We start from the raw sequence: 24,454 nt of genomic DNA, 5'->3' as shown, positions 1-24,454 counted from the left end.
CTTTCTGGTAAATGACTGCCCTATGGCAGGAGGTTATTTATGCTTACAGTTCTCGGCGGCTGCCATATTCAATTTCCGTTTCAAGGAGTGATCTGTATGAAGGGTAGAATGCGGCTCATAAATGCGGCACTGCAAGGTAAGATGCACACAGGGAAACCGTATGAAATTGTGGTGGATCGCGGACGATTTAGAAGTGTAGAAGAACAACCTTTTGTTGTGCATAATGAGCAGGCAAGACCTCTAGAATCGTTCTCTCATCTCTCTGAACTAATTTGTCATGATCCGGAAGGTGAGCTTGTAATTGATCTTAAGCAACGAATGCTATTGCCGGGCATGGTAGATATTCATATGCATCTAGATAAAGCGTTCAGCCTTCGTGAAGTCGGGAATGATTCCGGTACCTTGCTTGAAGCCATTCAAAGATATAGCCAAGCGGCTCCCTATTTTACGAAGGAGGTCATCCGTTCACGGATGATTCGAACCGCACTTCAGTCTGTCTCCTATGGGTCAACAAAGCTGCGTTCTCACCTGGATTTTCAGCTTGCAGCAGGTGAAGAGGTAGCCATGAGAACTGTGGAAGCAGCTTTAGAAGCAAAATCGATGCTAGAGGGTATCGTAGATATTCAGTTTTTTTCGATGGTTCCGTATCGTGATCTTGGAAAAAGAGGACTCGAACTCATCGAAGAATCGATTCGTATGGGGATTGATGGCCTTGGCGGTGCTCCACATCTATCCGCAACTCCTGATCAAGATATTGAAGACATATTCAAACTTGCAGCAAGGTTGGACGTCCAGATTGACCTTCACTGTGATGAATCGGATGACCCTATGAAGCGCACGGTGCTGAAGGTGGCGGAAGAATCACTGAAATATGGATATCACGGCAAGGTAACCGCAGGGCATCTGTGTTCGTTGTCCTCCATGCTGCCAGAAGAAGCCGAAGAAATCATAGATAAAATGTCGCTTGCGGGTGTGTGTGCGGTCACCTTACCAGCGGCAAATCTTTATCTGCAGGGCAGAGCTGATCATGGTCCGGTTCGAAGAGGGGTAACGAGAGTTCGTGAACTTCGGAAGGCAGGAATACCGGTTGCCACAGCATCCGACAATATTAACGATCCATTCCACCCCTTTGGACGAGGAGATTTGGTGCAAATGGCTTTGCTTACAGGATACGCTTCTCATTATGGTAGTCCGGACGATATGAATAGCTTGCTTGAGATGATCACGACAGCTCCTGCTGACATCTACGGTTGTAGAGGGGATTATGGAATTCATCCGGGATGTTCGGCTGATTTTGTCATTATCGATGCAAGTAGTGTGGAAGACATCTTTACTATGCTTCCCGCAGGACGCTGGGTTGCAAAATCCGGCACATGGGTCAGTATGACTCCGTTCATGAGGCAGTGGGGTTCGGCTAAAATGACAGCAATGTGGGAAAAAGCCTCAGAAACACTTTTACCGGAAAGGAGAGTGTAATATGGCGGAGCATATTTTGCAAAATGTCGTGCTGCTAAATGGACAGCGATCTGATATTTATATGGATCGAGGTAAAATTATTGCAGTAAGGACATCCAGTACTTCAGATTATAACCAAATCCCTACGTCTACCAAGATAACGGATGGTAAGGGCGGGCTAGTCATGCCGGCTTTTGCAGAGTCTCATATTCATCTGGACACCGTACTTACGGCAGGTCAGCCAGCGTGGAATACGAGTGGGACGTTAAGCGAAGGGATTGCGATTTGGAGTGAACGAAAACAACAGTTGACCCGCGAAGATATACGGGATCGGGCGATGAAGGTGATCCGGGAACTAATCGCCCACGGTGTCCTTTTTATACGCAGTCATGCGGATATTTCGGATCCAAATATGACGGCTTTAAAAGTGCTGCTTGAACTCAAGGAGGAGCTTGCTGAGATCGTAACCCTTCAGGTTATTGCTTTTCCGCAGGATGGGATTATATCTTGCCCTGGCAACCGGGTGCGGATGGAGGAAGCACTAAGGCTCGGAGCGGATGGTGTCAGCGCCATTCCACATGGAGAAAAAACACGTGAACATGGGATTTCTTCCCTTCAAATTTGCTTTGAGCTGGCTCAAAAGGCAAATTGCTTTGTTCATGTTTTTTGTGATGAAACGGATGATCCGGAATCTCGGTTTCTCGAGTGGACGACCACACTTGCGGTGGAGACCGGTCTCAGGGACAAGGTAACAGCAAGCCATTGCTGCGCTTCTGCTTACTACAACGAACCCTATTTTCAAAAAGTGCTCGGCCTCATTCTATCTTCAGGTATTCATATTGTGGTGTGCCCGCTGATTAACAGCTCCATGCAGGGACGGTTTGATTCCTATCCGAAAGGTCGGGGAATTGCTCGTATACAAGAGATGCTTCGTGGAGGGATCCCGGTTGCCATTGCACATGATGATCTGCTCACCCCATTCTATTCTTACGGCGATGGAAATCTGCTGCAGGCAGTGCACATGGCAGCACATCTAGCCCACATGACTGGCAGGAATGATGTGCTGCCGCTCCTTGATACGATTACACAACATGCAGTGGGAGTGCTCGGGCTAACCGAAGGATACGGGACCACAGAAGGCAGTCATGCGAATCTCGTTGTACTCCCGGTTAACAATCCGGCAGAGGCCATTCGTTTGCGGCCCAAACCCTTGTATGTCCTATGTAAGGGAGAAGTAGTTGCCCATACCCCAGCCGTAGAGACTGCGTTCATCCATGAAACTATCACGAGGTGCTAGACAAATCCCCATATGCTAGAGCTGACAAAAACTGTCCGAATCCGCCACTAACAAGGCGTTACCGGGCAGCTTTTTATCTATGGACAGGATGAAAATGTACTGAATAGAGTCTTCATATTCCATTTAAAACATAGATAGGAGCCTTTTTTGTGACTATGGGAAAAATAGCCGACAACCTTTGCTGATATCGACATATACTACATGGTGTAAGCGTTTTCCGTGCTTGTTCAAGTCCGATGTATCGTAATATTCTCTGTTCATTTAGTTATAGTTTCTCTATGAAATGGCATTACTGATAGTAACGGAATGAACGAGCTTTATAGCGTAGGCTAATTACCTTGCTGTCGGTACACATGATACAGTTCGAAAACGTAATTGTGGTGTAACCCACAAACCTACTGATACGAGAGCAGGGTCCGTAAACAATGATCTTACAATAACGGGCGGTGAGTTGTATGCAGGATTTACACTATAAAAACAATGATTTGGGTCTGACGTATTCGAGCAATGCCTGCAGGTTTAAGGTATGGGCTCCTACGGCGAATCAAGTGGAGGTTGTTCTCTACGAGGATGCCGGGGAATACGATCAGTATGGTATGGTGCATAACCATGAGGGCGGTTTGGCTTTTCTCATGACCGCAGGAAAACAAGGGACCTGGTCTCTGGAACTGGAAGGGAATTATAGCGGGAAGTTTTATATGTACCGGGTTTCTTTTTCAGATGGAACAATAAATTATGCCGTGGACCCTTATGCAAAAGCAGTTGCCGCAGGGGGGGCACGTACCGCTATTATAGATATGAAGGAAACAAATCCCGCAGATTGGGAAGATGATGTACGGCCTCCGCAGATCAGGCCAACGGATGCGATTATTTATGAACTGCATGTAAGAGATTTTTCGATTGATGAAGAAACCTTTTTTCAGCAGAAAGGTCTGTACCGTGCTTTTACAGAGGAAGGGCTAACCGATCAAGATGGCAGTCCGGTTGGTATTGATCATTTGGTGGAACTAGGGATTACACATGTACATCTGCTGCCTGTATTTGATTTTAAAACGGTGAATGAGCTGACGGTTCATGACCCTTCTATAGCGGATGGGAAATATAATTGGGGATATGACCCGCAAAACTTTAATGTTCCGGAAGGGTCGTATGCGAGTGATCCAACCAATCCAGCTACACGGATTTTAGAGTTTAAGCAAATGGTTCAGGCGCTGCATCGAAAAGGAATCCGTGTCATCATGGACGTGGTATATAACCATACATTCGGCGTTGATGATGGACCATTCGAAGGGATTGTACCGGGATATTTCTACCGCACGAACAGCGAGGGGTACCTTACGAACGGTTCAGGTGTGGGAAATGAACTTGCCTCAGAACGGCCCATGGTGCGGAAATATATTAAAGATTCTGTTCGTTATTGGGCAGAAGAGTATCATATCGACGGCTTTCGGTTTGACCTTATGGGTTTGATTGATGTACGGACGATGACGGAAATTACGACTATGCTCCATCAAGAAATAGATCGTACGATTCTTGTCTATGGGGAGCCGTGGACGGGTGGAGATTCACCGCTATGGGATAAAACTTTAAAAGGTGCACAAAGAGGCAAAGGGTTTGCTGTGTTTAATGACAACTATCGATCTGCTGTAAAAGGGGACAACGATGGTTATGCCAGCGGCTTTGCTACAGGCTGGTGGGGGGTTGAAGGTGCTGTCCTAAAGGGAGTTCAAGGAGCCATTTATGATTTCACTTACCATCCTTCGGAAACGATCAATTACGTAACAGCCCACGATAATCTTAACTTGTGGGACAAAATTGTTACTTCCCAAGGTATGCGGCATGCGCTCTCTTTTCCGGAGTGGCATAATGGATCACCCTCTGGAGGATATACGGCTCAAGATGCTGTGCAATCTGCGGATCCGTACCGATTTGTAGAATCTGACAATATGCTCAGTAATGACATCGTACGACGCTCGCTTCTTGCGAATGGAATCATGATCACCTCCCAAGGAATTCCGTTCCTTCATGCGGGAGATGAGATGCTTCGATCCAAATACGGTGACCATAACAGTTACCGCAGCGGGGATGCTGTAAATGCAATGCGCTGGAGCAATAAGGCGAGGTTTCGTCCTGTATTTAACTATTACCGCGGACTTCTTCGTTTGCGTAAAGAGCATTCGGCGTTTAAGATGGCGCACCGAGAACAAGTAGAACGTCATTTGAAGGTTCTCAGCTGTGGGCATGGAATACTGGCTTATCTTCTAGAAGGAACAGAGGTTAAGGACTCCTGGAACCGGATTTTGATTATTTATAATGGGAAAGAACAGGAGAGTAAGGTGGATTTGCCTCAGGACAGCGCATGGAATGTGGTCGTTAATGATCATGTTGCTGGAGTGGAGGTGCTGGAGATTGTCCAAGGAAGTGTGACCGTTCCGCGGCTATCTATGATGGTTCTCTACGACAAGGAAAGCGGAGTGGAAGCTCAGATTCTTACATCCATGGACATCCGGGCTCCTAAAAAAGCTATACAAATTGCAGAAGAAATGAAGCTTGAGGTCGTGTTTAAGGATCAGTATGACAGAATAATAGAAGGACTGCAGCCGCAGTGGATATCTTCGGATCAGGAGAAGATTATCGTTCGTCAAACAGGGAAAATAATAGGAGCAGCTCTAGGTGAAGGGATCATTACCGCTGTGTGTGGAAAAGTTCAAGCTTCTATCCGTATCATCGTAGATGATCTTGTACCTGCCCGTATCGAGGTTACGGGAGAACCAATGATGTATGCGACCCAGAACTACCGTTTACAGATGACCGTGTGGGATCAGTACAATCAAGTCCTTCCTAGTCAAACGGTCCAGCTTGCTACGACAACACCCAGAATTGTATCTATAGATCATACAGGGAAGCTTATAGCCATTCGTCCTGGTAAAGGCGTAATTACGGGGCAGTGTGGTTCACTTACCGCGGAATGGAATGTACAGATTCATCCCTTCTTTATCCGGACGGTTGAGATCGAGTATGAACGGCCTGACCATCATTATGAGGGGTGGAACGTTTGGGTATGGGGCACGGGAATGCATGATGGGAAGATACCCTTCCATCCTACTTCAGATGGGCGCGTAATTGCACAGGTCAAGGTTGCTCCAGGTATGAAACGAATTGGATATATCATTCGGCTCAATGAATGGGAGAGGCGAGAAGGTGATCGTGATTTGTTCATCGAGCTTCCTTCGTCTCCAGGAAACGAGCGCATTAAGGTTAAAGTGAAGAGCGGTACACGAGAAGTCGTGGTGGCTGTCGGGGGAAGACTAATGAAGCTGCATGGTTTAAGCAGTGCATAATCGTGGAGAAGGGACTGCCTATTCGGTAGTCCTTTTTCTCATGTATTGAGAGACATCTCATCTAGTATTTTGAAAAATATTCAAGAAAGCGTTAGGTTTCCTCCTCTCGTGGGTAATGTAGATTATGACCAAGTGGCCAAATTATGGAACCACGGATCTTTGAAGGAGGATGTTTTACAATGAAATCCAACGGAAAAACAGCCCAACTTACCGCTGAACAAAGAACAGAGAACAAAGGTGCAGCACTTGCTACCCTCAGAAAAAGTGGACGAGTTCCTGGCGTCGTATATGGTCCATCGTTTGATAGTATTTCCATTCACGTAGACGAGAAGGAAGTAAATCGTCTAGCTCGTACGGGACGTTCTGAATCATTTGACCTTCAAGTGAAAGACGGCAAAAAAGTACCCGTGCTAATTAAAGATATGCAAAAGAAAAATGATGAATTGATTCATATTGACTTCATTCAAATTTCTAAAAACAAATCGATTCAAGTAACGATCCCAATTGAGTTCCAAGGAACACCAAAAGGGACGAAAAAAGCCGGTGTTCTACAGACACAGGAAACAGAATTGATTGTCGAAGGATTGCCCGATACTCTTCCAGCTTCCATTGAAGTGGATATTTCGGGAATGGACGTTGGAGATAAATTATCCGCGTCTGATCTGAAATTGCCGAAAGGGGTCACTTTAGTTTCTTCGGAAGATATGTTGGTTGCTTCTGTAACGGTGCTTAGAGCCGCTGATACGAATACAGGAGAAGACACAGATACTTCTGAAGAGCCAGCTGAGGGTTCGACTGAGGAATAACATGCATGCAAATTGGTATTTGAATAGAAAGTAAAAAGAGCTCGACCCTAAGGGTCAATGTCATTTAGTTAAGGCGCATGCTAAAAGAGCAGGTTATCGAAAAGATAACCTGCTCTTTTTTGTGAACAAACGAGAAATGAGACTTGACAAGCAGGTGGAAATGTGTGGCGAAGCCCCTTGAGACAAGGAGGTTACGCCAATGAACGAGTACGCTAATTCACTAAAACAATCACTAACATCCCTTATACACGAAATGTCTGCTGCACCTGCACCTTATGTCAAAAACCCTGAAACAGATTTTACCAGAAAGAAAAAACTGCCCTTTGAAACGGTCATGCAACTTCTCATCTCAATGGGTGGCAATAGTATATATAAGGAACTCTTGGAATCAGAGGGCTATGACGTAAACACCGCAACCACGTCCGCTTTTGTACAACAGAGAAATAAAATTCTACCCTCTGCTGTGGAATTTTTATTTCATGAATTTACGCGTTTGTTTACGGATATTAAGCACTATCGTGGGTATCGATTACTTGCCGTTGATGGTTCGGATATGCATATCGCAACGAACTCTGCGGACACAGATACCTATTTTCAAAGTGGACCGAACACAAAAGGTTATAACCTTCTGCATTTGAACGCAGCCTATGACCTTTGCAACAGACTTTACGTGGATGCCCTTGTTCAGCCACGAAGATTGTGCAACGAGGGAAGGGCAATGGCAGATATGGTTGACCGTTCTCCTATCCAAGGCAAAGCCATTGTTATTGCCGATCGAGGCTATGAAAGTTACAATAACTTCGCGCATATTGAACGAAAAGGCTGGAACTACGTCATACGGGTAAAGGATGTAAACTCCAATGGTATTCTTTCGGGCTTACGTTTGCCTTCTAGTAGAGAGTTTGATATTGATGTTCATCGGACACTCACCAAAAAACAAACCAAAAAGGTCAAGGCTCAGCCCGAGATTTACAAGTTCATCCCTTCCACTTCTACATTTGATTTTTTGGATCTGCATGAGCGCATCTTTTATCCCATTTCCTTTCGGGTTGTTCGTTTTATCCTGCCGAGTGGCACTTATGAAACGATCATTACCAATCTTTCCTCTACTGATTTCCCACCTGATGAAATCAAATCAATTTATAACATGCGTTGGGGCATTGAAACCTCTTTCAGAGCATTAAAATACACCGTTGGTCTGACAAATTTTCACGCAAAGAGGCAAGATTCCATTATCCAAGAGATTTTCGCAAAAATGATCATGTACAATTTTACTGAAATGATTACCTCGCGCGTAGTTATCTCCCAAATGGATAAACGGTACCCATATCAAGTCAATTTTACAGTCGCTGTTTATGTTTGTAGACATTTCCTGCGCTTACGAGACGATGAACCCCCACCCGATTTGGAAGCGCTGATTCGTAAAAACATGTTGCCGATTCGATCCATTCGTCAAGGACAGAAGAATACACGAAAAATCCGGTATAGATCCGTTGTTAGCTTCGTCTATAGAGTAGCATAATCCGTTTCACACCAACTTTTTTAGCGGATATTTCATCCGCTTTGTTTGCTGTGCGTTTTTTTACTTACACAAAAAAACAGCACAGGACTTTTTCCCGTGCTGTTTTAAATTTAATTCAGGTTTTGTCTTTAAAGCTTAACTAAATGACATTGACCCTAAGGGTCGAGCTCTTTTTATGTTCTCCGTAAGAAGAAGGAGAAAAGATAACCACTTTGCATAATTATGAAAAACGAATCGATCTAAAAACTCATTTTCCATGTGTCAGTGAAAAATAACAAGTGAAAAATCATGGTTACAATAGTGACTTTAGGACCAATTTATTCAATTAAAATATCTCATATAGTTCAAAAGTTTTAGTTAATAGTGTAAAAGAACGAATATACGATACCGATATAGTAAGTATTACATGTTGAGCGTGTTGAAGAGATGAAGGAGGAAGAACCATGCATAAAAAGATTTACGCCGCCATTATAGGTATGAAATATTATCCAAGTTCTTTAAAAGTAAAAGTGGGAGATCCCGTATTCCTTGTAAAAGATCCTGACAATCTGTCTGATCCTGAAGCGATTCGGGTCGTTTTGCCTTCCCATGGACAGGTTGGTTATATTGCAAATAATTCAACTTCGGTTCCCCGAGGATGCCGCAGTGCTGGCCGGATCTATGATTCCTTTCGGCAACAGACCCTAGGGGTAGTGCAGTTTATTTTTCATGATATCGCGATTATTGAACTAAAGGAAGTAGCGACGAAACCGGGAGCGGAAGAGAAGGAAGTGTTCATTATGTACCGTACTCCATCAGAACAACTCTGATCGCGGGCAGGTACATGGGAATCAAAGCAAGCTCCTATAAGCGGACTCCAGCTTTTGAGCGGTTACTTGCCAAGCAAATTTTTCTAGTACAGTTGTTCTTCCGTTATCCCCCATCAAGTTTGAGAGTTCCGTTGATTGAGCCAGATGGGAGAGAGGAGAAGTAAAGCTTTTTGCTTGTTTATAATTGGTTACTAAGAAACCATTATAACCATCACTAATAATCTCTTTCATCCCTCCATTACTGGAGGCGATCACGGGGATCCCGCAAGAAAGGGCTTCTATATTGACGAGTCCAAAGGCCTCGTGCTTCTGAGAGGGACATACCATACAAGAAGCTAGCGGATAGAGCGTATGAATTTGTTCATGCGGTATTTCACCAAGAAAAGTAACGGGAACGTGCAGTTTTCGTGCAAGCTTTCTTAAGTTGTTCCTGTAAGTTCTGTTTTTTGATTTTCCTGCAATGATTAGATGGGCTTTTGATTTGATGCTTGGCTTTAGATAGTGAATCGCACGAATAAGGGTAGAAATCCCTTTCTGGGGAATAAGTCTTCCTACATAAAGAATATAAAATCGATCTGCCGGGAGCCCATAAAGTTCATAGTAAACTCGCTTTTCTACATCCTGTAACGGTTTGAAGCGAAAATGATCAACGCCGAGAGCGATATGAATGAGTTTTGTTGCCTGTATAGGAAAGCGATTGAGGACAGCTCGTTTTAGCGACTTACTATTGGTTACGATAAGGTCAGCTTTTTGAAGGGAAGAAGTAATGAGGGGTTTTTGCGGGATAAAGGTTAACGAATGAAGAAAAAGGACGACCGGAATGGAAGGGAACGCCTCTTTTATTCTCGACATGGATCTAGGGCGATTATCCACTTGTATGATATCGACAGGCTGTTCCAGCTGAGCGATGGTTTTAATCACCGCTTTACTATATTCTGTGGGAAGTTTAGCGTCTACTCTTTTAATCCGTAGCTGAGGGTTCCAGCTTGTTTCTTCGCTTTGATGGGAGAATAGAGGGCTGATTACCGTAACTTGATGGTGATAGGATAACTGCTCAGCAATGGCAAGAATACAGATTTCAACAGAGCCGCTTCCTGGCAAAGGAAATTGCTCCGGGCTGACGATGAGGATATGCACCCTGTATTCATCCTCCTTGTCTATCCTGGTTTTCATAATATATGCGTCACTTCGTAAGGAAGACAGCCTAATATAAAAAAAGCGATCCGTATCGTCAGAAAAGAACTGTCGATCGAATCGCTATTTTTTTATGATTTTACTCTGAAACGTTAATAGCTTGCGGGATCTTTACATCCGGATTCACATCCGCTTCGTAATCAACGCCATCCATCTCAAATCCGAATAATTGGAAGAATTCTTTACGATACCCTTTAAGATCAGAAAGTTCATTGATATTATCTGTAGAGATTTCATTCCAGATACGGCGAACTTCTTCTTGTACATCCTCTTGAAGTTCCCAGTCATCAATTCGAATACGGCCTTTTTCATCTACGGCTGTGCCTTCAGCATGATATAGACGATCTGCGAATAAACGATACATTTGTTCAATCGTACCCTCATGCAGTCCTTTTTCTTTCATTACTTTATAAAGCGCAGACACATACAGGGGAACGACAGGAATTGCTGAACTCGATTGGGTTACAAGTGCTTTGCTTACTGCTACGTAAGCGCGGCCGCCTGTTTCTCCAAGTGTTTCGTTTAAGGTATGGGCCGTTGCCTCAAGATGATCTTTCGCTTGTCCGATCGAACCTTCGCGATAGATCGCTTGTGTAATGTCAGAACCGATATAGGAGTAAGCAACGGTCAATGCATTCTCTGCAAGTACGCCGCCTTCTTTAAGAGCTTGAATCCATAGCTGCCAGTCGTCTCCGCCCATAACGGTAACCGTATGCTGAACTTCTTCTTCCGTTGCCGGATCAATCGTGATCGGCGTTACTTCACCGGTATGGAAGTTGACTGTTTTATTGGTGTATGGCTCACCGATCGGCTTAAGCACCGAGTTAACCATCTCGCCCGTAGCAGGATCTTGACGTCTAGGAGCTGCTACGCTATATACGACAAGATCTACTTGTCCCAGTTTTTCACGAATAACATCTACCGTTTTTTGCTTCGTTTCTTCCGTAAAAGCATCGCCTGTCACACTATAAGAGATAAGTCCTGCTTCTTCCGCAGCTGCTTCAAAAGCGGCTGAGTTATACCAGCCTGCAGAAGCTGTGCGTTTCTCAGTTCCCGCACTTGGGCGATACACGCCAATCGTATTCGCCCCTGCGCCAAACGCGGCTACGATCCGGGATGATAATCCATATCCGGTAGACGCTCCAATAACGAGGACGTTTTTAGGACCTTTAACTGCCGGTTTTGATTTTACATATTCCATTTGCTGTTCTACGTGACGCGCACAACCCACCGGATGGGAAGTGGTACAGATGAATCCGCGTGTTCTCGGTTTTATAATCATGTAATGGATAGGCCTCGCTTTCGCTTCTAATCTTCAGTTATATTCACACATTCATACCCTATTGTAACAATTTTTCACGAGAGTGAGAAACCTAATATGATTACGAAAATAAATGAAGGACGCTCCTATTTAGAAATATCGATAAATCCTTCGCCAAATACATCCCGAACATCATGAATAGTGACGAATGCATTTACATCTTCCGCTTTTACAATTTTTTTCAGGGTCGATACTTCTTGTTTATTGATTACGATATACAGTACATCTTTTGTTGTCCCCGTGTAATATCCATATCCCCGCAAGACGGTGACGCCGCGATCCATGATGTCGGTTACTTGCTTAGCAATTCGATCGTGATGAGGAGAGATGATAGTTACTGCTTTCTTCGGGTTCAATCCTTCGATGATAAATTCCATCGCTTTCGTACCGATGTAGAGAATGAGAACGGTGAACATCGTTTTTTCGATCCCAATAACAAAAACGGAAAGTCCAGCTACAATGAGATCAAAGAAAAGTAACCCATAGCTGATATTCCAGTCCCAAAACTTATTGGCAAGCCGGGCAAGAATGGTTGTTCCTGCTGTGGTTCCCCCGACTCTGATAATGAGTCCGATGCCGACTCCAGCAAATAAACCGGCGAATATCGCATTGATAACCGGTTCATCCGATGCAATATACCAATGCTCGGTAAGATGCAGGAACAAGGCGTTAAATGCGACTACAATGATCGTATAGACCGTAGTTGTTTTGTCGAGCAGTCGATATCCAATAATCAGCAAGATGCTGTTTGCAACCAAACTCACAATAGCAGGGGACCATTCAAATAAATAAAATAGAATGATCGAGATTCCCGTAACGCCGCCTTCTCCGAAGTCATTAGGAATAATGAATAAATTGACAGCAAGTGCAAAAATGAAGGCTCCAACGATGAGCATAACCATGTCATACATTCTTTTTTTCATGTGTGTATTCCTCCGTTTGTCTTTTACTCACAAAAAAAGCGACTAAAGGAAAGGATATCCTTTAATCGCTTTGTGCAAACCTAAATTGCGCAGCTCTTTTAATAGACTCATTATAATGAATTCCATTCTGACTGTAAATATGTGAATAACTGAAACCTAAGGAGACCTATACCTATTGCAGTGCTTCCGCATAAATTATTTTTTTCTTCCATACTGCTTGGCATAGGATAAAATGCGGTAATACATACTTTTGTCCTTCATTTGTTTAAGCGGATAGAATTGTGGCCTTGTATTTACTTCCAAGATCCATATGTTACCACCCTTGTCTAAGGCGACATCAAGCCCGAGTTCTTGAAATCCAGTATCATACATGTTAAATAAGATTCCGACTGATTCGCCTAGAGTAATCAGTTCTCCAGTGATCCTATTTATTTGTTTCGTTTTGAATCCTGCTTGAGTAAGTGTTTGTGGTAAAAATCCGATAGTTCCACCTTGGTTATAGTTTGTTGCGACGGTATTCGGTCGGCCGATCTTAACAAAAATTCCCGTGCTTTTCCACACGCCTTGATTTGTTTTTTGAACCATGACACGAATGTCAAAAGGTCTGCCTTTCACCGTGGCAAGTTTTATCCCTTTTTGTAAGATATAATCTCGTCCATTCGTCCGCTTTTTCAAGTATTCATAGAGTCCTTCCATGGTAGAAAAACGCTTCTTTAGGGATTTGTGCTGCGTTTGATAGCTGCCGCCTATTTTTGTAATCCGTATAATATGAAATCCGCCGGAGCCGCTTGTAGGTTTGAAGTAGACATTGGAATATTCAGAAAGCATATATTTCAAATGATCATAGGTAAAGGGCAGGGTTTTAGGAATATACTTTTTTATTTTTTTGCTGTTTAAAAGCCATTTTGTTTTGGTCCATTTGCTTTTAATGGTTGTACTTTGATAGTTCATACGATCTGCTCACCCCTTTCTCCCTAACATATGAGAGAGCAATGAAGTCGGACCGTGCTTCAGTCTAGTGTTTTGTCTGATTGCGAGATCGATCCTTAAAAGATCCGAAAAAATAATGCGATTTTAGATGAATACAATAAATGAAAAATAAATGATGTAACTTTTATCGTTATAAACAAGTCTATTCAGTAAAGATGCTAGGAATAGAGGAGGTAAAATAATGATGAAAAAGTCAGGTTTTAAAAAATGGATAATGTCCGCTATTATGCTGCCTATACTGGCTGGTACTATTTATATAATCTATAGTACTTGGGGTGATACAGATCATCAGCAACCTCTAACACAAATAACCTCTCCAAGTCAGGCAGCAGTGAACAAGGAAGCTGATCTAACCGGTTCTACAGAAAAAGTTATCAAATTCCCAGGTACCCATGGTGAAGAAGTAGAGCTACCATTACAAATAACGAAAGCAGATCTCAGCGTAGATGATGGTACTCGGTCAGACCCTTCTCCAATTCTTACACCGACTGCTGTAAGTTTTAAGATTCCACCTGAGATGAAGGATGACCTGCAAGCGGTATTAATCTATCGTTCAGACATGGCTTCAGGATATCTGCTGCTTGCGCCCATCGGTTGGGAAGCTTCCGCGATCGTTGGAGCGAATGGTTCTTATGGGGTAACGTTGACCGATCCAAGTGATAAAGAGCAAACGCTCCATTATAGTGACACGGCTGGGTCTTGTCATGGCTGTGCGATTACTCAAATAGGTACGTATTTTCCTGATCAAGCGGAGTGGGCTGATGAAAAAGGGTTTACCGTATATGAGCCGTTGTCATTTACTGAATGGAAACAGTCAGCCGCAGGAGAGGAAGATGGGGGAACAGCGACTTATACAACAGAAATTAATGAAGGATATTACAATACGGGCATAGCCTCTTACGAAAAAGATGCAGTTGGCCAGTGGTACCTATTTCGTCAATTGGATTTTACACTTTCTGAAGAGACAACTCGGGGTGATCTTCAGGATATAGTGATCGATTTCTTCAATGCTCATCATGGACCTCTGACTGTAGCTAATGTGAACAAAGAATTTGGCGATTAAGATAATAAAGCTGTAGAAGACGCTGATAGTAAACCTACACACTGATAAAAGAATTGCTGCTAATACCAAATACGAATCCTTCGTTGCGGACTGTACAAGAGAAACATCGCTATACGCTAAAAAAGAACCCACGCTCTGCGTGGGTTTCAGACTGTAGACAAACTAGCTTAAACTAGTTTGCCTGCAGTCTTTTTTATTTTACAATAGTAGTAACTACTTTATTTGAGGTGACAATCATGCTAACGAAACAATCATCCACTCAGCGTGACCAACTTGAAATGGTTGCCCTGGATCAACTCGTGCCAGAAGATCATTTGGTTCGCAAAATCGAATCAGCGATCGACTTTTCTTTCATCTACGATTTGGTTCAGGATCATTATTCGGAAATTGGACGACCTAGCATCGATCCGGTCATCTTAATTAAACTACCTCTTATTCAATATACCTTTGGTATTCGTTCCATGCGAAAAACGATCGAAGAAGTACAGACCAATATGGCGTATCGTTGGTTTTTGGGCTATGGATTTTATGATAAAGTTCCGCATTTCTCTACTTTCGGAAAGAACTACGAACGTCGTTTTAAAGATACAGATCTATTCGAACAGATTTTCTACCGTATTTTGCGGACTGCAGCAGAGAAACATTTACTCAGTGCGGAGCATGTTTTCATCGATTCTACACACGTAAAAGCGAGCGCGAACAAACGAAAATTCGAAAAGAAGGTTGTACGCAAAGAAACAAGAGCGTACCAACGCAAACTGGAAGAGGAAATTAACCAAGACCGGGACGACCACGATAAAAAGCCATTTCCGCCGGACTCTTTCAAAAAAGAAGAAGAAAAGGAAATCAAACAAAGCACAACGGACCCTGACAGCGGCTACTATGTCAAAGATGAACGGACCAAACAATTTGCTTATTCGTTTCACGCAGCAGTAGACCGAAACGGATTTGTACTCGGTAACATCGTCACTCCCGGAAATGAACATGACAGTCACTTGCTTGTGCCCCTCGTAGAATTGGTAAAAGAAAAGATTGGAAAACCTGTAGCAGTGGCAGCCGATGCGGCCTACAAAACACCTTGGATTAGCAAGTATTTATTAGAGCAAGGGGTTACTCCTGCGCTGCCTTATACGCGTCCACGTTCTCAAAAAGAAGGTTTTCAAAAAAATGACTACATGTATGATGAATATTTTGACGTCTATTTATGTCCTGCTAACGTGGTATTACCTTACTCGACTACCAATAAAGAAGGGTACCGAGAATACAAATCTCCAAAAGAAATTTGTAAATCGTGTCGTTATTTGTCCATGTGTACAGAGAGCAAAAACCACCAAAAAGTAGTGACGCGACATGTATGGCAAAACCACTTAGAAGAAGTAGAGCATCTAAGACAGCACCAGCATGTAAAACAAATCTATGCGAAACGAAAAGAAACGGTGGAACGGGTATTTGCAGATGCAAAAGAAAAGCATGGCATGCGATGGACAACCCTACGAGGGCTGAAAAAATTGTCCATGCAGGCGATGCTTACGTTTGCTGCCATGAATCTGAAGAAGATCGCGAGATGGTCGTGGAACAGACCAATCCCGGCGTAAATCAGGTAGAAACCCGTCTGATTTATTCTTGAAAAGAAGTAGAAATGACAAAAGGCATTCCGAATGTATACATTCCGAATGCCTTTTGTCTACAATCTGGAACCCACGCTCTGCGTGGGTTTTTTCGTCACTACGCGGCCTGAAAAGGGTGGGCATTTTTCGTGTATACCCACAATTCATTTGGTAATTCCACCCTGCTTTTTCCTCTGTTCAGTCTATGCATTAATGAAACTACACTGCCTCCTTTACGTATAGAAATAAAAATTAAATCTTATTTTAGTCGAAAGGGGGATTTATAATTGCGTCTGATCATAGAAGATGTTGTTAAACAATTTGACGGGAAAAAGGTGCTCAAGGGAGCAAGTTATACTTTTGAGAAAGGAAAGATTTATGGGTTGCTCGGCCGGAACGGCGCAGGGAAAACGACCTTGTTCAACTGTTTGAGCGGAGAGATGGCTATGGATGAAGGGAACGTGTTTTTGGAGGAGAATGGACATGTTCGAGAGCTAAGCGAGCAGGATATTGGTTATGTCTATTCACTACCGATTCTGCCTGAGTTCCTGACTGGCTATGAATTCGTTAAGTTCTTTATGGATATAAACCGTGATAAGCTGCGAATGGATCAAAGCATCGACGGTTATTTTGACATGATGAGTATGTCAGAGGAGGATAGGCACCGGCTCATTAAGGGTTACTCCCATGGGATGAAGAACAAGTTACAAATGCTGCTGTTCCTTATAACGAAACCACCCGTAATTTTGCTCGATGAACCGCTTACCTCTTTTGATATCATCGTGGCCTCGGAGATGAAGGAGATGCTTAGAGAGATGATATTCTTGTCTTCTCTACGCACATTCTGCAGTTGGCATCCGATCTATGCGATGAGCTCGTCATGTTGAACAATGGACTATTGTCTTCCGTACCAACAGAAATGTTGCACAGTGCGGAATTTGAACAAAATATAATAAATCTGCTGAAGGTTGATAGCTATGCTGAGAACTCTTAATACGCTTGTTGCCATACGGACTTCTACTACAGCGAACCTGTTCATTTATTACATCCAAAAGATACCGGTGATTGGTAAGCTTGTGACGGACCGTATCTATGCCAATATAAACTTGAAAAAGGCCATTTCCATTATCGTATTTCTGATAAGCCTGCTATGGGGATTTGTAATCAGGCTAGCCTATCTAGGGATATTTATCTACGTGCCCGTAGTTGGATTAGGTAATGGACTCTCTGAGGAAGTTCAGCTTCAGCAATTTGTACATATTTATTTCTTACTCAGCTTTGTGGTCGCAGGGGTTAGCAGTGCCACCATATTGGAGCCAAAACGGGAGAAGTACGTAGCTGTGAAGTTAATGAGACAATCGGCTACAAGATATATGAAGGCTTCTCTTGGTTATCGTTATGTAACGTTTATGGTGTATTTAATGCCCGCAATGCTGCTATTCACCTCACTGCTGGGAGCCTCCATCACAGAGACGATCTTGTTGATGGTGTCTGTCACCTTGTGGAGGATTGGAATGGAGTATCTACATCTTAAGCTATTTGATAAAACGGGTATGGTCTTAATCAAAAATAACGTGATGGTTTGGAGCGTTATCGGGCTTGGCTATGTAGCAGCTTATCTGCCGCTACTGTTCGACTCGGTACCGGTGACCTCGTCAATTCTGCTGAGCCTGCCAATCTGTCTCGTCATTGTGGTTGGGGGTATCTTTGCAGCTGTTCGACTTGCCCGTTATTCTAACTATCGTGGGGCTGTCGATGCCGCAACCAAAAGGGATGATCCCTTGCTAGATCTTGGGCGTATGGTGTCGGAAGCGCAAAAAACGAGTGTGAAATCGAAAGAAAGCGATTATATCTTGGATGAGAAGCATCAGAAGAAGATCGGTACAAAGGAAGGCTACGGCTATCTGAATATGTTGTTCTTCTCCAGGCATCGCAGTCTTATTTATGATCCAGTTTACAAGAGGATGGCCATTATAGGTGCATTAGGTGTGGTAGGAGTGACAGTCGTTATGATGCTATCACAGAGAGAAGAGTTGCTAATACTGGATCAGGGAGTTGTTTTTCCCTTCCTTGTACTGGCTATGTATTTCTTGTCTGTGGGAGAGAAAATGTGCAGAGCTATGTTCTATAACTGTGATCTCAGTATGCTACGGTATAGCTTCTTTAGAGCTGCATCTTTCGAGCATTTTAGGATTCGGCTAATTAAAATAATAGTTCTCAATTTATGGATCGCAACAACGCTAGCTACGGTATTATCAGTTATAATGTTAGCTGCGAGTGGAGAAGGGTTAAGTAAAGAGTTACTAATGATGTGGGTGTGCATATTATCTCTGTCCGTCTTTTTCTCTATCCATCATCTGTTTATGTATTATATCTTTCAGCCCTATGCTACGGAATTAAATGTGAAGAATCCGCTGTATCATGTGATAAACATGTTGGTATCATTCGCAAGTGGCATTAGCGTTATCGTACGAGCGCCAGCAGGAATTTTTACTGCTACCGTGGTTACTCTTACGCTGGTTTACTTCCTCATTTCGCTTATTGTTGTTCGAAAATACGGAAGCCGCACATTACGAGTGAAATAAATTGATACTTTAACATAAAGGGAGCCTATAGAGGCTCCCTTTTGTTTTGAATGTATGTGATCAAGCCACCGCCACTTTCTCTCAGTAGCTCGGAGATCCACCGTTAATAGGATCAAATAATAAAGAATGCTAAGAACACGGTCTCTCCGTTGTTACTCATCTCCTGTAGCCACCGGATTCTCCGGATAAGAGATCCAGTCGCTCCAGCTTCCTGCATATAGCTTAACTTGGTCAAATCCTGCTGCACGTAAAGCTAGCACATTAGGACAAGCGGTGACACCTGAACCGCAGTATACGATGATCTCCTGATCTTTCGGCAGGTGACGGAAGCGGTACGCAAGTGCTTCTGGGGATTTCCATGTACCGTCCGAGTTGAGATTTTCTTTCCAAAATAAATGGATCGCACCCGGAATATGTCCTGCAGTATGATCGATCGGCTCTTCAAGACCTAAATAACGTGCATGTTCACGAGAATCAATGAGTAAGGAAGAACCTTGCTTAGAAGCTTCTCGAACTTCTTCCAAGCTGGCGAGTAGATTCTGCTGAATATGCGGTGTAAAAGAAGCAGGTATACGAACTGGCACCTCTGCCGTAACCGGAAATCCGGCTGCTTTCCAGGCACTGTATCCTTCATCCATCAGGTACACTTCCTCATGGCCCATGTAGCGCAATAGCCACCATAGACGGGAAGCCATCGCACCGCCCTGATCATCATACACAACAATACGTGTCTCGTTACTTACGCCTGATTTTCGCAGTTGCTGCGCAAGGTCGTTTATATCTGGCAGAGGGTGGCGTCCTCCGTGTCCCTGATCTTGTAGAGGAGACGACATATTATGTTCTAGATCAAAATAAACCGCTCCAGGGATATGATCTTGTTGAAATGCCGTTCTTCCTGCTTCAGGATCTGCCAGGGAAAAGCGGCAGTCTGCAATAAAGATGTCGGATTCGTACATTCTTGCCAGGACCCATCTCATACTTACGATGGAATTCATTCATTTTCCTCCTTCTTGAAAGCTTCTATAGTTGTTAAAAATCTACGCATTATCCTTTTGCTTGAGGAACGGGGCTTATCGTAGACAAGGGATCTACTCCTTCATCCAGTGGCCCTAGCTCTGTATGAAGAGGGCTCGCGCCATACCGAAGAAAAAACCACACCCCGGCAAGGATCATTCCTCCTGCAATGAGCTGCAGAATGGTTAGTGCTTCTCCAAGCAGCATCCAAGCGAGGAGAGAAGCAATCACCGGCTCTCCAAGTACAGACATGGATACCGTGGTTGCATTCATTACCTTTAGCAGCCAATTAAATAGATAGTGACCGAGCAGAGTAGGTACAATCGCAAGAAGAAGAAAAATTCCCCATTCCCGTGCATCGTAACCTGTAAAAGGGATCTGGTTTCCCGCATTATACATGGCCAGGGAGGAACCAGCGAACAGGAACACCCAGAAGTTATACACAAAAGCGCTAATGTTCTTCCGCGCATATTGCCCAATAATCATATGTATAGCAACCGCAATCGTGCCAAGAAAAGAGAGGAAATCTCCTTTGAGTGCATGCCCAGATACCTGGAAATCACCAGCCCCAATAATGACGGAACCAGCGACAGCCATACCCATTCCAATGAGCATACTGCGGTTTGGTTTGGTTGCAAAAATCCACATCGAACCCAGCATAACGAGAATAGGTTCAAGTGTCATAATGACCGTAGAACTGGCTACGGTAGTCAGCCGTAAGGAGCTCATCCATAGTAAAAAGTGAAGTCCAAGCATGATGCCGGAGATCCCAAGTGTCAGCCACTCTTTTTTGCTTAACCGAAAGATGTCATGACGGTATTTATAGAGCAAGGGAGTCATCAATAGATTTGTTAAAAAAAGCCGATACATGGCGACGACAGAAACTTCTGCCTCGGACCATCTTACAAAAATAGAAGAAAACGAGATGGCAACAATTCCAATGATATAAAGCAGTTCATACTTACTAAATGAGCGTTCTTTGGTTTGCATTTCTTATCTCCCAATCTAATCGTATGTATTGTCATTGTCTCTAGATGTATCTTAATCACGAACAACCTTTCATATTATACCGATAAAAAACAAAGCCGAAAAGCAAAAAAACAAACTTGTCATGCATGGCTTCTTCGCAGAAAATTGATTGAACCCATCTTTTTTCGTGTAATGAAAAGTAAGCTTAACTCAGAATTGGGAGGACAATCTTATGAAAAGACGAAAACATCACTCGACCTTGTTAACGGGAAGTATATTGATGTTAGCTGTTGCTACATTTAACGCAGAACAGGCGGCGGCTGCAGAGATGAATACAGCAGACTCCCATGAAACGCCGATCATATATGAAACAACCACAGAGACGATTCAAGACAAAACTGAGATCAAAACAAATGATTCTAATAAAATAAAAGCTAAAGGAATGTACACCGGTCTTGCGGATCCACATACTGCGGAAATTGAAGTAGATGGTGAAGCGATTTGCTTTCAACTAAAGGAAGGCATTATGGAGAAGGTGGAAGCATGGGATGCTGAGCAGTCTGTAGAATTTACATACAGCATCAAAACCTTTGCTGGTATGCCAGATGTGAAGCAGTTTATTCTGCATAACATAAATCAAGTAAAATAGTAATCTTTAAAAACAGCTCCGGTGTGGGAACTGTAAAAACGAAACGGAGGAACCAAAAATGAAAACGATTACAATGAATAAACCTGTAGGTATGTTAATTAACGGCGAATATATCCATACAAAGAAAACGATCCCCGTTATTAATCCTTCCAACGAAGAGGTCATCGCTGAAGTTCCTGATGCCTCACGTGAGGATTTAGATAGAGCGGTTGCCGCAGCTAGGGAAGCATTCCCCGCATGGTCTAGCAGATCAACAGAGGAACGTGCAGGGCTGCTTACGAAATTGGCTGACGTAATAGAGAAGAACAAAGAAGAATTAACGGAACTGCTTATGAATGAGAATGGGAAGCCGCTTCAGGCAAGCCAGGCTGAGATGGAAGACGCAATCCGGTGGTACCGGGCAATTGCCTCGCAGCGTTTGGACGAAGAGATCTTGGAGGATTCCGAAGAACATAAGGTGGTTCTGCAGTATGTACCCCTTGGTGTAGTAGGAGCGATTGTCCCTTGGAATTTCCCTATGAATTTGGCGGCTTGGAAAATTGCACCGGCACTGCTTACCGGGAATACACTCGTTGTTAAACCATCACCGAATACGCCGCTGTCCACTCTTCGTATGGCAGAACTCGTTAAGGATATATTCCCTGAAGGAGTACTGAATATCATCTCGGGTGGAGATGATCTGGGTCCTTGGATGACAGCGCATGAAGAAATAGATAAAATTTCCTTTACGGGTTCAACGGAAACAGGGAAAAAAGTAATGAAGAGCGCATCAGATAATCTAAAACGGACAACTCTTGAGCTGGGCGGGAATGATGCCGCGATTGTGTTACCTGATGCAGATCCGAAGCAAGTGGCGGAAGGATTATTTTGGGTAGCTTTTGCAAATACAGGGCAAGTGTGTGTTGATGCAAAACGACTTTATATTCATGAAGAGATTTATGATGAAGTTCTGAAAGAAATGATCGCTTATGCGAAGACCATTCAGGTAGGAGATCCTTCTGATCCGAAGACGGGTCTGGGTCCACTGCAGAACAAAATGCAATATGATAAGGTCAAAGATCTTATTCAAGAGACGAAAGACGGCGGTGCTCGGATTGCCTATGAAGGAGAAATCCCTGAAGGTAAAGGATTTTATATTCCTGTAACTATTGTAGATAATCCACCGGAAGATTCTCGTCTGGTTCAGGAAGAGCCATTTGGGCCCATCGTACCGCTCCTGAAATATAAAGATATTGATGAGGCAGTACAGCGTGCCAATAATACGAAGTATGGTCTTGCAGGTTCTGTATGGGGCAAAGATTTGGAGCTGGCATATGATGTGGCTTCACGTCTTGAAACAGGAACCGTCTGGATTAATGAATCCCAAGTGATGCAACCAGACTTCCCATTTGGCGGCCATAAAGAGTCGGGAATTGGTGTGGAACATGGTAGAGCAGGGCTTGCTGCGTTTACGAATTCAAGAACCGTGATGATAAAGAAGAAATAACGTGAATGATAATGAAATAAACGGAATAAAGAAACCGCCGAGTTCTAGCTCGGCGGTTTCTTCTGAGAATGTGGCGGCTATGGTTTTAGAACGTTTTAGATGGTAACCCAAAAAGACATCCCCAAAACGGAATGCCCATGTAGAATTATAGTTGACTTCTCCGGTTCATCCGGCTGAGCTGTTTTTCGAGTTTGGCAAAACTTTCAGATAGAGATGTGATTTCCTGCTGTTGAATAGAGACCAGATGGAGTACATCATTCAGACTACCTTTATTGTATTCGGTCATGTCTACTGTTATTTCTGTTGCCGTTCCCAGGTCCTGTAACATGGATTTTATCTCAAAAAGAGTCTCCTCTACAGGTGCGGTTACAGCTGGATTTACAGCCAAAGCTGTAGCTAAGGAGGGAGAGTTTTGTTTGTTTGGGAAAAGAGTGGGCAACAGTAGATGGTTAATCTGCTCATTAACCTGACTGAACTGATTAGCAAGTAGCAAAGATTGTTTGTTCTGCATTTCAAACGATTCAATGATGTTTTCGATGGAAGACACAATTTCAATCGATCGTTGATTGGTTTCGTATGTGGCCACATGGAGATCATTTTGATACTGACTTGCAGATTGAACGGATTCTGTTATTTTGGTGAGCATGGTTTCCATGGCGCTTTTGGCTTCTAATGCTCGCTGTCTTTCTTGTTCTTTCTCTTGCTGTAAGGTGTTATTAAACTGCGAATACATTAGATTTACCACAGATACCAAAGTAAAAGTAATGATATAGAAAAGTAGGTCTTGGACATTTGTTGAATGAAATATATTTTCTCCTTGCGTAAAAAAGTAAAAGCATAAGATAAACAAGGTAATGAGCAGAGTGAGTGCATTTATAATTCGATCCTGGTAGATGCCCATGATAGCCACAAAAAAATACATCGTCATAATATTAATCATATGAGGGTCGATCTTGATTAATAAAAACAAAGCAATACCAATTACGATGGTAATAAAGTATTTGATGTACGGGATCGTTCGAACGAATTTGGGATGATTGGATATCAGTGTCACAGGTATAATAATGAGAAATATGGTACCCATAGCAAGAAGTATAAATTGAAGTGAGATTCCGATTGTAAAACTAAGCATTTCGTTTACCGTTATAGCTGCTGCAAGGACATAAACCAAACGGTTATTTCTTTTTTTTGTGAGTTCAATATCAGTCACAAGAAGACCCTCCTATTTTTTCTGGGCATTCTGTGTTCTAAAATTGTTCTACACCGGTATTTAGCCATGGGTTACTTCTCCTCCTGTTAATAATAAGTTGCTATGTAAAGTATATCGGAAATTGTCGAAAAAGACTGTAGTTTTATGCAAATACGCAGTTTTCTGTTTTAAAGAAGTATTCAAGGGATAGTATGAGTACATAAGATCAGTTAT

At 43.1% G+C, this 24,454-nt stretch carries 19 protein-coding genes; 12 read left to right on the top strand and 7 right to left on the bottom strand.

Annotated elements, in window-relative coordinates; genetic code table 11:
- The first annotated feature begins 39 nt into the window (after positions 1 to 39).
- The 6 genes from ACWPWY_RS13850 to ACWPWY_RS13825 all read left to right on the top strand — a co-directional run bounded on the left by ACWPWY_RS13850 (position 40) and on the right by ACWPWY_RS13825 (position 9,230).
- Positions 40 to 1,476 (top strand): amidohydrolase family protein, encoded by a 1,437-nt coding sequence (locus ACWPWY_RS13850; protein WP_454192211.1) that lies wholly within the window; start codon positions 40 to 42, stop codon positions 1,474 to 1,476.
- Position 1,477: 1 nt separating this feature from the next.
- The gene (locus ACWPWY_RS13845; protein ID WP_454192210.1) at positions 1,478 to 2,752 is read left to right on the top strand and encodes an amidohydrolase family protein; all 1,275 of its coding nucleotides are present in this window, start codon (positions 1,478 to 1,480) and stop codon (positions 2,750 to 2,752) included.
- Between the two features lie 455 nt (positions 2,753 to 3,207).
- Positions 3,208 to 6,093 carry a type I pullulanase gene (gene pulA / locus ACWPWY_RS13840; protein WP_454192209.1) on the top strand — a complete coding sequence of 962 codons (2,886 nt, stop codon included), beginning with the start codon at positions 3,208 to 3,210 and terminating at the stop codon, positions 6,091 to 6,093.
- Positions 6,094 to 6,272: 179 nt separating this feature from the next.
- A complete protein-coding gene (locus tag ACWPWY_RS13835) occupies positions 6,273 to 6,899 on the top strand; it encodes a 50S ribosomal protein L25 (protein WP_454192208.1) in 627 nt (208 codons plus the stop codon).
- Between the two features lie 199 nt (positions 6,900 to 7,098).
- Complete coding sequence (locus ACWPWY_RS13830; protein WP_454190812.1) at positions 7,099 to 8,421, top strand: IS4 family transposase; 1,323 nt, start codon at positions 7,099 to 7,101, stop codon at positions 8,419 to 8,421.
- A 443-nt stretch (positions 8,422 to 8,864) separates the two neighbouring features.
- Positions 8,865 to 9,230: an HIRAN domain-containing protein gene (locus tag ACWPWY_RS13825; RefSeq protein WP_191798751.1), complete on the top strand. Its 366-nt coding sequence runs from the start codon at positions 8,865 to 8,867 to the stop codon at positions 9,228 to 9,230.
- A gap of 21 nt (positions 9,231 to 9,251) precedes the next feature.
- On the opposite strand, the gene ACWPWY_RS13820 is transcribed toward ACWPWY_RS13825, so the two are convergent.
- The 4 genes from ACWPWY_RS13820 to ACWPWY_RS13805 form a co-directional block, all read right to left on the bottom strand.
- On the bottom strand, positions 9,252 to 10,367 hold the full coding sequence (locus ACWPWY_RS13820; RefSeq protein ID WP_454192207.1) for a glycosyltransferase family 4 protein: 1,116 nt from the start codon (positions 10,365 to 10,367) through the stop codon (positions 9,252 to 9,254).
- A gap of 136 nt (positions 10,368 to 10,503) precedes the next feature.
- Positions 10,504 to 11,706: an enoyl-ACP reductase FabV gene (gene fabV, locus ACWPWY_RS13815; RefSeq protein WP_454192206.1), complete on the bottom strand. Its 1,203-nt coding sequence runs from the start codon at positions 11,704 to 11,706 to the stop codon at positions 10,504 to 10,506.
- A 125-nt stretch (positions 11,707 to 11,831) separates the two neighbouring features.
- On the bottom strand, positions 11,832 to 12,668 hold the full coding sequence (locus ACWPWY_RS13810; RefSeq protein ID WP_454192205.1) for a YitT family protein: 837 nt from the start codon (positions 12,666 to 12,668) through the stop codon (positions 11,832 to 11,834).
- A 195-nt stretch (positions 12,669 to 12,863) separates the two neighbouring features.
- On the bottom strand, positions 12,864 to 13,619 hold the full coding sequence (locus ACWPWY_RS13805; protein WP_454192204.1) for a YheC/YheD family protein: 756 nt from the start codon (positions 13,617 to 13,619) through the stop codon (positions 12,864 to 12,866).
- Between the two features lie 220 nt (positions 13,620 to 13,839).
- Between ACWPWY_RS13805 and ACWPWY_RS13800 the strand changes: the two genes are divergently transcribed.
- From ACWPWY_RS13800 to ACWPWY_RS13785, 4 genes are all read left to right on the top strand, one after another.
- Entirely contained in the window at positions 13,840 to 14,721 is an 882-nt protein-coding gene (locus tag ACWPWY_RS13800; protein ID WP_454192203.1) for a DUF4850 domain-containing protein, read from the top strand.
- Positions 14,722 to 14,957: 236 nt separating this feature from the next.
- On the top strand, positions 14,958 to 16,316 hold the full coding sequence (locus ACWPWY_RS13795; protein ID WP_454190226.1) for an IS1182 family transposase: 1,359 nt from the start codon (positions 14,958 to 14,960) through the stop codon (positions 16,314 to 16,316).
- Positions 16,317 to 16,615: 299 nt separating this feature from the next.
- The gene (locus ACWPWY_RS13790) at positions 16,616 to 17,215 is read left to right on the top strand and encodes an ATP-binding cassette domain-containing protein (RefSeq protein ID WP_454192202.1); all 600 of its coding nucleotides are present in this window, start codon (positions 16,616 to 16,618) and stop codon (positions 17,213 to 17,215) included.
- Between the two features lie 90 nt (positions 17,216 to 17,305).
- The gene (locus ACWPWY_RS13785; protein ID WP_454192201.1) at positions 17,306 to 18,913 is read left to right on the top strand and encodes a hypothetical protein; all 1,608 of its coding nucleotides are present in this window, start codon (positions 17,306 to 17,308) and stop codon (positions 18,911 to 18,913) included.
- A gap of 152 nt (positions 18,914 to 19,065) precedes the next feature.
- On the opposite strand, the gene ACWPWY_RS13780 is transcribed toward ACWPWY_RS13785, so the two are convergent.
- Positions 19,066 to 19,908, bottom strand: a complete 843-nt coding sequence (locus tag ACWPWY_RS13780) for a sulfurtransferase (protein ID WP_454192200.1) — start codon at positions 19,906 to 19,908, stop codon at positions 19,066 to 19,068.
- A gap of 49 nt (positions 19,909 to 19,957) precedes the next feature.
- Entirely contained in the window at positions 19,958 to 20,917 is a 960-nt protein-coding gene (locus ACWPWY_RS13775; RefSeq protein WP_454192199.1) for a DMT family transporter, read from the bottom strand.
- Positions 20,918 to 21,128: 211 nt separating this feature from the next.
- Here ACWPWY_RS13775 and ACWPWY_RS13770 point away from each other — a divergent pair, with 211 nt between their 5' ends.
- Both ACWPWY_RS13770 and ACWPWY_RS13765 read left to right on the top strand, forming a co-directional pair.
- Positions 21,129 to 21,545: a hypothetical protein gene (locus tag ACWPWY_RS13770; RefSeq protein WP_454192198.1), complete on the top strand. Its 417-nt coding sequence runs from the start codon at positions 21,129 to 21,131 to the stop codon at positions 21,543 to 21,545.
- A gap of 58 nt (positions 21,546 to 21,603) precedes the next feature.
- Complete coding sequence (locus ACWPWY_RS13765) at positions 21,604 to 23,031, top strand: aldehyde dehydrogenase family protein (protein ID WP_454192197.1); 1,428 nt, start codon at positions 21,604 to 21,606, stop codon at positions 23,029 to 23,031.
- Positions 23,032 to 23,176: 145 nt separating this feature from the next.
- Here the strand turns inward: ACWPWY_RS13765 and ACWPWY_RS13760 are convergent, their stop codons facing one another.
- Entirely contained in the window at positions 23,177 to 24,241 is a 1,065-nt protein-coding gene (locus ACWPWY_RS13760; protein WP_454192196.1) for a hypothetical protein, read from the bottom strand.
- Between the last annotated feature and the right edge of the window lie 213 nt (positions 24,242 to 24,454).

Source organism: Paenibacillus sp. Marseille-Q7038, assembly GCF_965111595.1.
This window is presented reverse-complemented; position numbering and strand designations above follow the sequence as displayed.

Bases quoted from the DNA above. Each gene is read 5' to 3' on its own strand.
- ACWPWY_RS13770 (WP_454192198.1), top strand. From the start codon at position 21,129: ATGAAAAGACGAAAACATCACTCGACCTTGTTAACGGGAAGTATATTG.
- ACWPWY_RS13805 (WP_454192204.1), bottom strand. From the start codon at position 13,619: ATGAACTATCAAAGTACAACCATTAAAAGCAAATGGACCAAAACAAAA.
- ACWPWY_RS13800 (WP_454192203.1), top strand. From the start codon at position 13,840: ATGATGAAAAAGTCAGGTTTTAAAAAATGGATAATGTCCGCTATTATG.
- ACWPWY_RS13845 (WP_454192210.1), top strand. From the start codon at position 1,478: ATGGCGGAGCATATTTTGCAAAATGTCGTGCTGCTAAATGGACAGCGA.
- ACWPWY_RS13780 (WP_454192200.1), bottom strand. From the start codon at position 19,908: ATGAATTCCATCGTAAGTATGAGATGGGTCCTGGCAAGAATGTACGAA.
- ACWPWY_RS13835 (WP_454192208.1), top strand. From the start codon at position 6,273: ATGAAATCCAACGGAAAAACAGCCCAACTTACCGCTGAACAAAGAACA.
- ACWPWY_RS13810 (WP_454192205.1), bottom strand. From the start codon at position 12,668: ATGAAAAAAAGAATGTATGACATGGTTATGCTCATCGTTGGAGCCTTC.
- ACWPWY_RS13795 (WP_454190226.1), top strand. From the start codon at position 14,958: ATGCTAACGAAACAATCATCCACTCAGCGTGACCAACTTGAAATGGTT.
- ACWPWY_RS13765 (WP_454192197.1), top strand. From the start codon at position 21,604: ATGAAAACGATTACAATGAATAAACCTGTAGGTATGTTAATTAACGGC.
- pulA (WP_454192209.1), top strand. From the start codon at position 3,208: ATGCAGGATTTACACTATAAAAACAATGATTTGGGTCTGACGTATTCG.
- ACWPWY_RS13850 (WP_454192211.1), top strand. From the start codon at position 40: ATGCTTACAGTTCTCGGCGGCTGCCATATTCAATTTCCGTTTCAAGGA.
- ACWPWY_RS13825 (WP_191798751.1), top strand. From the start codon at position 8,865: ATGCATAAAAAGATTTACGCCGCCATTATAGGTATGAAATATTATCCA.
- ACWPWY_RS13830 (WP_454190812.1), top strand. From the start codon at position 7,099: ATGAACGAGTACGCTAATTCACTAAAACAATCACTAACATCCCTTATA.
- ACWPWY_RS13775 (WP_454192199.1), bottom strand. From the start codon at position 20,917: ATGCAAACCAAAGAACGCTCATTTAGTAAGTATGAACTGCTTTATATC.
- fabV (WP_454192206.1), bottom strand. From the start codon at position 11,706: ATGATTATAAAACCGAGAACACGCGGATTCATCTGTACCACTTCCCAT.
- ACWPWY_RS13785 (WP_454192201.1), top strand. From the start codon at position 17,306: ATGCTGAGAACTCTTAATACGCTTGTTGCCATACGGACTTCTACTACA.